General features: G+C 62.5%; 4 protein-coding genes and 1 pseudogene. 2 read left to right on the top strand and 3 right to left on the bottom strand.

Features of this window, described 5'->3' with window-relative positions:
• Positions 1-303: 303 nt before the first annotated feature.
• Entirely contained in the window at positions 304-1,656 is a 1,353-nt protein-coding gene (gene glmM / locus EOA36_RS23735) for a phosphoglucosamine mutase (RefSeq protein ID WP_127279665.1), read from the bottom strand.
• A gap of 369 nt (positions 1,657-2,025) precedes the next feature.
• Here glmM and EOA36_RS23730 point away from each other — a divergent pair, with 369 nt between their 5' ends.
• Both EOA36_RS23730 and EOA36_RS23725 read left to right on the top strand, forming a co-directional pair.
• On the top strand, positions 2,026-2,865 hold the full coding sequence (locus EOA36_RS23730) for a hypothetical protein (protein WP_127279664.1): 840 nt from the start codon (positions 2,026-2,028) through the stop codon (positions 2,863-2,865).
• 238 nt (positions 2,866-3,103) lie between these two features.
• Positions 3,104-3,562 (top strand): hypothetical protein, encoded by a 459-nt coding sequence (locus EOA36_RS23725; RefSeq protein ID WP_127279663.1) that lies wholly within the window; start codon positions 3,104-3,106, stop codon positions 3,560-3,562.
• A gap of 302 nt (positions 3,563-3,864) precedes the next feature.
• On the opposite strand, the gene ftsH is transcribed toward EOA36_RS23725, so the two are convergent.
• Complete coding sequence (ftsH, locus tag EOA36_RS23720) at positions 3,865-5,793, bottom strand: ATP-dependent zinc metalloprotease FtsH (RefSeq protein ID WP_127279662.1); 1,929 nt, start codon at positions 5,791-5,793, stop codon at positions 3,865-3,867.
• 122 nt (positions 5,794-5,915) lie between these two features.
• Positions 5,916-6,239 (bottom strand): annotated as a pseudogene (locus EOA36_RS23715) (tRNA(Ile)-lysidine synthetase); the annotation flags it as partial.

Raw genomic sequence — 6,239 nt, 5'->3', positions numbered from 1 at the left:
GCCAGGCCAAGCCCGCGAACAGCAGCGCGAACAGTGCCTTTCTTGCTGTATTGAACATGCTTGTCACCCCTAGAAACCCTCGGAACGGCGATCGTGTCCGAATGAAATTGGCTTTCAGGCGTGGATAATGAATTGCAAAAGTTAAAAGGCGTTTAACCTTGTCGATTAACCACGAATCTCTAAAATCCGGGAGATCTGGCGATGATTTCGACAGAATGAACCGGTTCTCCGGCCAACAAAAAGCCCGCCGGCGGGGCGGGCTTCGATGCAAGCAAGGCGGCGGCGCTTTCCGGCGGACGAATGTCAGGCGGCGCTGCGGGTTTCCGAGATGACCCCGACGATGTCGTTGACCACGGCCTCGACCAGTTGCGGATCGTCGCCCTCGGCCATGACACGGATCAGCGGCTCGGTGCCGGATGGGCGGATGACCAGCCGCCCGGCCTTGCCGAGACGGTGACGGGCGTCTTCGATCGCGGCCTTGACCAGGGCTTCCTCCAGCGGCTTGCCGCCGGCGATGCGAACGTTCTTCAACAGTTGCGGCACCGGCTCGAACTTCTTCGACAGTTCGCTGACCGGGCGGCCCTGCCGCTTGATGCAGGCCAGCACCTGCAGCGCCGAGACCAGACCGTCGCCGGTGGTCGAAAAGTCGGACAGCACGATGTGACCCGACTGCTCGCCGCCGACATTGAGCCCATGCGCACGCATATGCTCCACGACATAGCGGTCGCCGACCTTGGTGCGGTGCAATTGCAGCTTCATGTCGCCGAGAAAGCGTTCAAGGCCGAGATTGGACATGACGGTCGAAACGACGCCACCGCCGGCCAGCCGCCCGCTCTGGTGCCAGGATTCGGCAATCAGCGCCATGATCTGGTCGCCGTCGACGATGGCCCCGTTCTCGTCGACGATGACGACGCGGTCGGCATCGCCGTCGAGCGCGATGCCGATGTCGGCGCGCACTTCATGCACCTTCTTCTGCAGCCCGGCCGGATGGGTCGAACCGCATTCCCTGTTGATGTTGAAGCCGTTGGGCTCGACATTGATGGCCACGACCTCGGCGCCAAGCTCCCACAGCGCCTCTGGCGCCACCTTGTAGGCCGCGCCATTGGCGCAGTCGACGACGATCCTGAGACCCGAAAGCGACATCGAGCGCGGCAAGGTGCGCTTGGCGAATTCGATGTAGCGGTCGTGCACGCCATCGACGCGCTTGGCGCGGCCAAGCCCGTCGGAATCGGCGAGCGCCAGTTCGATGTCCTTGTCGAGCATGCTCTCAATGCGTTCTTCGATCTCGTCGGAGAGCTTGTAGCCGTCCGGGCCGAACAGCTTGATGCCGTTGTCGTAATAGGGATTGTGCGAAGCCGAGATCATGACGCCGATATCGGCGCGCAGCGAACGCACCAGCATGGCCACCGCCGGCGTCGGGATCGGGCCGAGCAGGAACACGTCCATGCCGGCGGCGCAAAGGCCGGCCACCATCGCGTTCTCGATCATGTAGCCGGAAAGCCTGGTGTCCTTGCCGAGCACGACACGATGGCGATGGCTGCCGCGCTGGAACGAAAGGCCGGCGGCCATGCCGACCCGCATGGCGATTTCCGCGGTCATCGGAAACTTGTTGGCGCGCCCGCGAATGCCGTCCGTGCCGAAGTAATTCCCTGCCATGCTAGCCAGTATCCCTGATTGTCCTTAGCCGGCACGTCATGCCACAATTGGCCGTCGTGCCCCGATCACATTGTGTGATTATATGTTACCAATCCTTAGAAAATCATTGTTGTGCACTGCACACAACCTGGTGGCGTCCTGTTACCGAGCCACCGTTGCGCCACAATATACCAGTTTTGCGAGCCATCGAGCGCGGATGCACCCCGAGAATTCTTAGCTCGGCGACAGTAAGGTCAAATGATTTCATCACCTTGTCGTTAGAAGGCGATTTCCGGCGATATATAAGCCACCTGGCATCTGGCGCAACCGACCGTTGAGCGTTATTGATTCGCTGGGACGTATAATGGGCTTCAGCCACGGAGAAACGCTATGCTCATCCACCGAATTGCCACTCTCACCGGCCTCGCGGTCGCGACGTTGTTCCTGGCCGCGCCAGCCAACGCGCTGACGATGGCCGAGTGCAGCACGAAGTATAACGCCGCCAAGGACGCGGGGACGCTTGCGGGGGCGACGTGGAACCAGTTCCGCAAGGCGCAATGCGGTACCGACGCCGCGGCCACCACCGAAACCAAGGCTGCCACCACCAAGGCGACTGAAACCAAGCCGGCCAAGACCACCAAGGCTGCGGCCGCGGCTGCCGACAGCCCGGCCAAGGGCCTGACCGCCAAGGAATGCAGCACCAAGTACCAGGCGGCCAAGGCCGCCGGCACGCTGAACGGCATGAAGTGGAACGACTTCCGCAAGGCTGAATGTGCCGCTGGTGCATCCGCTGCCGCCGACACCAAACCGGCGACCACCAAGGCGGCGGCAGCTCCGGCCGCTGCTTCTGGCAAGGGTCTGAGCATGGCAGAATGCAGCACCAAGTACCAGGCCGCCAAGACGGCGAACACCCTGAAGGGCATGAAGTGGAACGACTTCCGCAAGGCTGAATGCGGCGCCAGCGCGTCCGACGACGACACCGTGCCCGCCCCGAGCGAGGCCAGTTACACCAAGGAGCCGGCAAAGCCGACGACGGTTGCGCCCAAGGGCGTCACCTTCCCGTCCGCGATCTCGGCGAAGTATGCCAGCGAAACTCCCGGAAAGGGTCGCATGCATACCTGCCTCGACCAGTACTATGTCCTCAAGGACGCCAACGCGCTCGGCGGCCTGAAGTGGATCCAGAAGGGCGGCGGCTTCTACAGCCTCTGCAATGCCAAGCTGAAGGGCTGATCGCGTAGCCATAGTCTCCAAACAAAGGCCCGCGCATCGCAAGATGCGCGGGCCTTTTTGTTGCGCGCGAAGACGCCTGCGGCTTTGCACGCATGTCGCGGGGGCTGCCGGCATCATCAAGTCGCCTACACTGCCCACCGCCAAGCTCATCGATAATCCGCAAAGATTCTGGTTGAACATATAAAGAACAAAACGTATACAAAAGGACGTCAAGCTTATTGTCAACCAGGAGGGTCTTATGCACAGTTTGAAATTGGCGGTATTGGCTGCGACCGCATTTGTTGCTTGGAACGTCGCCCCTGCAAGCGCACTGACGATGAAGGAATGCGGCGAGAATTACCGGACAGCCAAGGAAGGCGGCACTCTGAACGGCATGGACTGGGCCGCTTTCCGCAAAGAGAAATGCGCGACGTCCGCCGCCGAGAGTGTCAGCGCGGATACGGTCGAAACCACGCCGCAGCCGAAAAAGGAAACCAGCGCGGCGGTCGCCCCAACTGTAGCGCCGGTGGGCGTGACATTCCCGACCACCCTCGCCGCCGAGTTCAAGACCGAAAAGCCCGCGAAGGCGCGGATGAAGACCTGCCTGCAGGGTTACCACGGCAACAAGGAGGCGGGTACGTTGAACGGCCTTCGCTGGATCCAGAAGGGCGGCGGTTATTACAGCCTTTGCAATGCGCGGCTGAAAGCTGAATCATAAAAGTCGAATACGGCGGATAAAGCGGTTCACAGTTTTTCACGCAGACGTTGAGCCGTGATCCTCGGGCTTGTCCCGAGGATCTGCTGTCGGGCGACATCTGGGCGCCGGGTATGAGTTGGAAACCGCCAACTGCGTTTGCAGGTCATCGGGACAAGCCCGAGGGGTGACGCTCCAACGTACGTCCGGCGCGCCCCTTGAGTTCTGAAGCAATTTCCAGGAAAAGTGCGTAGCGGTTTTCTGTCCGGAATTGCGTGAAAACAAAGAGTTAGAGCGGGTTAGCGATTGTCAAACGCTGAACCGCTCTAGCCCTGCGGTTGCGGCTCCATGCCGCCTTCGGGCTCGGGACCCTTCTTGCGGCGGCCTCCGGACTTCGGAACGGCCGAGCCACGGCTCGGCGGTGTGTCGTCGCCAAGGTCGCGCGAGGGCTTCTGCCCTGCGATCAACTGCTTGATCTCCTCGCCGGACAGTGTCTCGTATTCGAGCAGGCCTTGCGCCAGCGCGATCCATTCCTTCTTCTTCTTGGTCAGCACCGACTTCGCCGTCGAATAGGCGTCGTCGATCAGCCGGCGCACTTCCGCATCGATGATCTGCGCCGTCTCTTCCGAGATGTTTTGCGTGCGCGCCACCGAATGGCCAAGGAAGACCTCTTCCTGGTTGTCGCCATAGGCGACATGGCCGAGCTTGTCGGAGAAGCCCCAGCGCGTGACCATGGCGCGCGCCAGCTTGGTCGCCTGCTCGATGTCGGAGGAGGCACCCGACGTGATGTTCTCCTTGCCGAACTTGAACTCCTCGGCGACGCGGCCGCCCATCATGATGGCGAGGCGCGAGACCATGTATTTGTAGCTCATGGAGTACCGGTCGCCTTCCGGCAACTGCATGACCATGCCAAGCGCGCGGCCGCGCGGGATGATGGTCGCCTTGTGCAGCGGATCGGCCGACGGCACGTTGAGCGCCAGGATGGCGTGGCCGGCCTCGTGATAGGCGGTCAGCTCCTTCTCGGCCTGGGTCATGGCCGACGAGCGGCGCTCGGCGCCCATCATGATCTTGTCCTTGGCGTCCTCGAACTCGGCCATGGTGACGAGGCGCTTGTTGCGCCGCGCGGCCATCAGCGCGGATTCGTTGACAAGGTTCATCAGGTCGGCGCCGGAGAAGCCTGGCGTACCACGAGCGACGACCTTGAGGTCGACATTGGGCGCCAGCGGCACGTTGCGCACATGCACCTTGAGGATCTTCTCGCGGCCGACGATGTCGGGGTTGGGCACCACCACCTGGCGGTCGAAACGGCCGGGACGCAGCAACGCCGGATCGAGCACGTCGGGCCGGTTGGTGGCGGCGATCAGGATGATGCTTTCGTTGGATTCGAAGCCGTCCATCTCGACCAGCAACTGGTTCAGCGTCTGCTCGCGCTCGTCATTGCCGCCGCCGAGACCGGCACCGCGATGGCGGCCGACGGCGTCGATTTCGTCGATGAAGATGATGCAGGGCGCATTCTTCTTGGCCTGGTCGAACATGTCACGGACGCGGCTGGCGCCGACGCCGACGAACATCTCGACGAAATCCGAACCTGAAATGGTGAAGAACGGCACGTTGGCTTCGCCGGCGACCGAGCGGGCAAGCAGCGTCTTGCCGGTGCCGGGAGGACCGACCAGCAGCACGCCGCGCGGAATCTTGCCGCCGAGGCGCTGGAACTTCTGCGGATCGCGCAGGAACTCGACGATCTCTTCAAGATCTTCCTTGGCTTCGTCGACGCCGGCGACGTCCTGGAAGGTGACGCGGCCATGCGCCTCGGTCAGGAGCTTGGCCTTCGACTTGCCGAAGCCCATGGCGCGCCCGGAGCCGGACTGCATCTGGCGCATGAAGAATATCCACACGCCGAGGATGAGGATCATCGGCAGCCACGAGATCAGGTAGCCGAACAGCGAATTGGAACCGTCGGTCTCGGGCCGCGCATTGATGGTGACGTTCTTGTCCTGCAGCCGCGAGACCAGTTGGGGATCGCCGGGCGAATAGGTCTGGAAGCCGCTGGAATTGTCGGTGTAGGTGCCGGTGATGCGGGCACCCGCGATGGTCACCGTCTTGACCCGGCCGGCCGCGACATCCTGCAGGAACTGCGAATAAGGCACATCGCTCGAAGCCCCGCGCGTCTGCGGCGTCTGGAACAGATTGAAGAGGGCGATGAGCAGGACCGCTATGATCGCCCAGAGCGCGAGGTTGCGATAGTTCGGATTCATCAATTGTCCCGTTGGTGTCCGCGAGCGGACAGCATCATGAGAGGAAACTTGGGCCTAACATAGGGAGAGCGTCCCCCCTTGCCAAGCAGAACAGCATGTCTGGGTTAAGCTTTCGCGCAGCATCAACCGGCACTGTGGCCGGCGAATGGCAAGGCGGGAAACGGCGCCGCGCCGATCAACCCGGCGACGGCGCGCGCCGGGGCCAGATCGAAGGACGGCAGGAAGCGGGCGAAGGGAGCAACGACTGGCGAGGCCGCAAACCCTTGCGATGTCGGCCAATCAGGCGCCGAACCGGCCTTTTCGACGGCTTGCAGCAGGCCTGGTTCAGCCGCCAATGCCGCGCGCATCAGGCTTGGCGGGGTTTCGCCCCGGCCTACAGCCAGCCGCTTCGCCGCCAACGCCCCGAATGGGGCGATCAACAATGCGCCGCTGGCGTCGTGCAATGT

This window comes from Mesorhizobium sp. M8A.F.Ca.ET.021.01.1.1 (genome assembly GCF_003998025.1).
GTDB lineage: Bacteria > Pseudomonadota > Alphaproteobacteria > Rhizobiales > Rhizobiaceae > Mesorhizobium.
The sequence above is the reverse complement of the archived record's forward strand: the minus strand, read 5'-3'. Positions and strand labels throughout refer to the sequence as shown.